We start from the raw sequence: 1,393 nt of genomic DNA on the forward strand, positions 1-1,393 counted from the left end.
GCCCCAGCAGGCGCCGGAGCGACCGCCACCACCATGAGCCGCGGGAGCGCGGGGCGTGGACCGGGGGAGCGGGGGTGGCCTCCGGCTGCGCCGGCTGAGCGTCGGCCCGGTCCGGCACCACCGGACCGGGCCGCGCGGCATCCGGCAGGGACGGCTGCCGGGCCGTGAACTTCACCGGCAGCTCCAGCAGATGACGGGACATCAGCACGGAGTGGTACTTCAGCTCGGACTCCTCCACCGCCATCGTGAGGTCGGGCAGGCGCAGCAGCAGGGCGTCGATGCCCGAGTCCGCGATCGCCCGGCCGACGTCCTGGCCGGGGCACTCGTGCTGGCCGCCGCTGAAGGCCAGATGGGAGCGGTTGCCGTGGATGGGGACGTCGGGGTCGGGGCGGATGACCGTGTCCATGTTGGCGGCGGCCAGCCCCAGCACCAGGGCGTCCCCCTCCTTGACCTGCTGCCCGGCGAGCTCGGTGTCCTGCGTCGCCCAGCGGCCCAGGATCGTGATGAACGGCGGCTCGTCCCACAGCACCTGCTCGACCGCGTCCGGCAGCGTCATGTGCCCGCCCGCGAGCGAGGCCCGGAAGCGGACGTCGGTGAGCACCATCTTGAGCGTGTTCGCGATGAGGTTCGCCGTGGTCTCGTACGCCGCGATCAGCACCAGCCGCAGATGCTGCTGCACCTCGTCGTCGGTGAGCCCGGCGGGGTGCTCCAGCAGCCAGCTGGTGAAGTCCGCGCCGGGCTCCAGGTGCTTGCGCGCCACCAGCTTGCGGAGCGTCTCCTGGACGTACGCGTTGCTCTCGACCGCCGTCGCCGAGCCCTTGATCATGTCCCGGGCGGCGTCGACCAGCCGGGGGCCGTACTCCTCGGGCATGCCGAGCAGCAGCGTCATCGCCATCATCGGCAGCTGATCGGCGAACTGGTGGACGAGGTCGGCGCGGCCCGTGGCGCAGAACCGGTCCACCAGTTCGTTGGAGAAGCGGGTGACGTTCCGCCGGATGCCGCGCTTGTCGAAGCGCCCGATGCTGTCGTTGACCGCGCCGCGCCAGCGCTCGTGCTGCTGTCCGTCGGCGAAGACGCAGACCGACTGGTAGGTGGCGATCGGCGCGAGCGGGTGCGTGGGCGTCAGCCTGCCCTCGCGGGCCTCCCGCCACAGCCGGGAGTCACGGGAGAACCGCGACGGCGTACGGGCCACCTCGAGGTTCTCGCGGTAGCCGAGGACGAGCCAGGCGGGGAGGTCGCCGTGCAGCAGTACGGGCGCCACCTGGCCGTGCTCCTTGCGGAGCCGCTCGTACAGCCCCATGGGGTCGCGCTCGGCCTCGGTGCCGTACAGCCGTGTGATGCCGCCCGGACCGTGGGCCGCGGGGCACTGGGGCGGCATCACACGGCTGTACGG

General features: G+C 72.6%; 1 protein-coding gene. It reads right to left on the reverse strand.

Annotated features, from left to right (window positions below; genetic code table 11):
- Positions 1 to 1,378: cytochrome P450 (locus K6I34_RS36980; protein ID WP_229332392.1), on the reverse strand; the 1,378-nt coding region annotated here is incomplete at its 3' end.
- Positions 1,379 to 1,393 lie beyond the last annotated feature (15 nt).

It is taken from the genome of Streptomyces sp. UNOC14_S4, from assembly GCF_020740835.1.
Classification (GTDB): domain Bacteria; phylum Actinomycetota; class Actinomycetes; order Streptomycetales; family Streptomycetaceae; genus Streptomyces.